Origin of the sequence: Mesorhizobium sp. WSM3866 (assembly GCF_002294795.1) — a bacterium.
In the GTDB taxonomy this organism is placed as follows: Bacteria; Pseudomonadota; Alphaproteobacteria; order Rhizobiales; family Rhizobiaceae; genus Mesorhizobium.
This window is the reverse complement of record NZ_NSGC01000048.1, coordinates 1-1,691: the sequence shown is the minus strand read 5'-3', so window position 1 is coordinate 1,691 and position 1,691 is coordinate 1. Positions and strand designations below refer to the sequence as shown.

Here is a 1,691-nt window from a genome sequence, read left to right as displayed (position 1 = left end):
CTGGGGCTCGATCGGGTCGGCCGCCACGACCACTTCTTCGAGCTCGGCGGCCATTCGCTGCTGGCGGTGCGGCTGCTGAGCCGGCTGCGGCGGCAGTCGCTCGGGGTCGAGGTGCGCACCCTGTTGGCCCGGCCGGTGCTTTGCGATCTGGCCGCCAGCCTTGGCAGCCATAGCGAGGTGGCCGTGCCGGCCAACCTGATCGACGAGCACACTCTCGCGATCACGCCACCGATGCTGCCGCTGATCGAGCTGAGCCAGGAAGAGATCGACCAGGCGGTGGCGACTGTCCCGGGCGGGGTTGGCAACATCCAGGATATCTATGGCCTGTCGCCGCTGCAGGACGGCATCCTGTTCCATCACCTGTTGGCCGGGAAGGGCGATCCATATCTGCTGGTCTCGCAGATGGCCTTTGCCGACCGCGCCCTGTTGGAGCGCTATCTTGATGCGGTCCAGCAAGTGGTGGACCGTCACGACGTGCTGCGCACGGCCTTTGTCTGGGATGGACTGTCGAGCCCGGCCCAGGTGGTGTGGCGTCGTGCGCGGCTGGAGGTTGCCGAGGTCGAGCTGGACGAGAATGGCGATCCCGGTCATGAGCAACTGAAGCGCCGGTACGATCCGCGCCAATACCGCCTCGAGCTTGGCCGGGCGCCCTTGTTGCGGTTTGTGATCGCGCGCGAGCCGGGTGGCGGGCGCTGGCTGCTTTTGGAGCTGCAACATCACCTGATCGGGGATCACACCGCCTCGGAAGTGATGCGCGGCGAGGTGCGGGCGGTTCTGGAGGGTCGCGCGCATGAGCTTGGTGCGCCGCACCCGTTCCGCAATCTGGTGGCGCAGGCGCGTCTAGGAGCTTCCTCCGAAGAGCATGAAGCGTTCTTCCGGGAGATGCTGGGCGACATCGAGGAGCCGAGCCTGCCGTTCGGTTTAAGCGAGGTTCATGGCGACGGCAGCGCGGTCGGCGAGGCGCATCGGATGCTGCCGGCCGCGCTCAATGATCGGCTGCGGGCGCAGGCGCGGCGGCTGGGTGTGAGCCTGGCGAGCCTCTGTCACCTGGCCTGGGGCCAGGTGGTGGCGCTGAGCAGCGGGCGCGAGCAGGTTGTGTTCGGCACGGTGCTGTTTGGCCGCATGCAGGCCGGGCCGGGCGCCGACCGCGCGCTCGGCCTGTTCATGAACACCTTGCCGGTGCGGCTCGACCTCGACGGCACCGGGGTCGAGGCCAGCGTGCGGGCCACGCACGGGCGGCTTTCGCAGCTGCTGGCGCATGAGCATGCCTCGCTGGCGCTGGCGCAGCGCTGCAGCGGCGTTGCAGCACCGGCGCCGCTGTTCAGTGCGCTCATGAACTATCGCCACAACACGCCGGCCGCCAGCACGGACGATGTCTTGGCCGGCATCGAATGGCTGGGCGAGGAGGAGCGCACCAATTATCCGCTGAGCCTGTCTGTGGAGGATTTTGGCGATGCGCTCGGCCTCACCGCACAGGTGGTGGAGCCGATCTGTGGGGACCGCGTCTGCGGCTACATGCAGCGGGCGCTCGAAGAGCTGGCTCAGGCATTGGAGCAGGCGCCCGGCAAGCCGGTGCGAGAGCTCGACATCCTGCCGGCCGCCGAACGCGCCCATCTTTTGGAGGAGCTGAACCGGACGGAAGCGGACTATCCGTCGCACAAGTGCATCCACGAGCTGTTCGAGGCGCAGGT

Annotated in this window: 1 protein-coding gene; it reads left to right on the top strand. The window is 67.9% G+C overall.

All coding sequences use genetic code 11. The features are described from left to right. Positions 1 to 1,691, top strand: a 1,691-nt coding sequence (locus CK222_RS31340) for a condensation domain-containing protein (RefSeq protein WP_245322585.1), incomplete at both ends; no start/stop codon positions are given.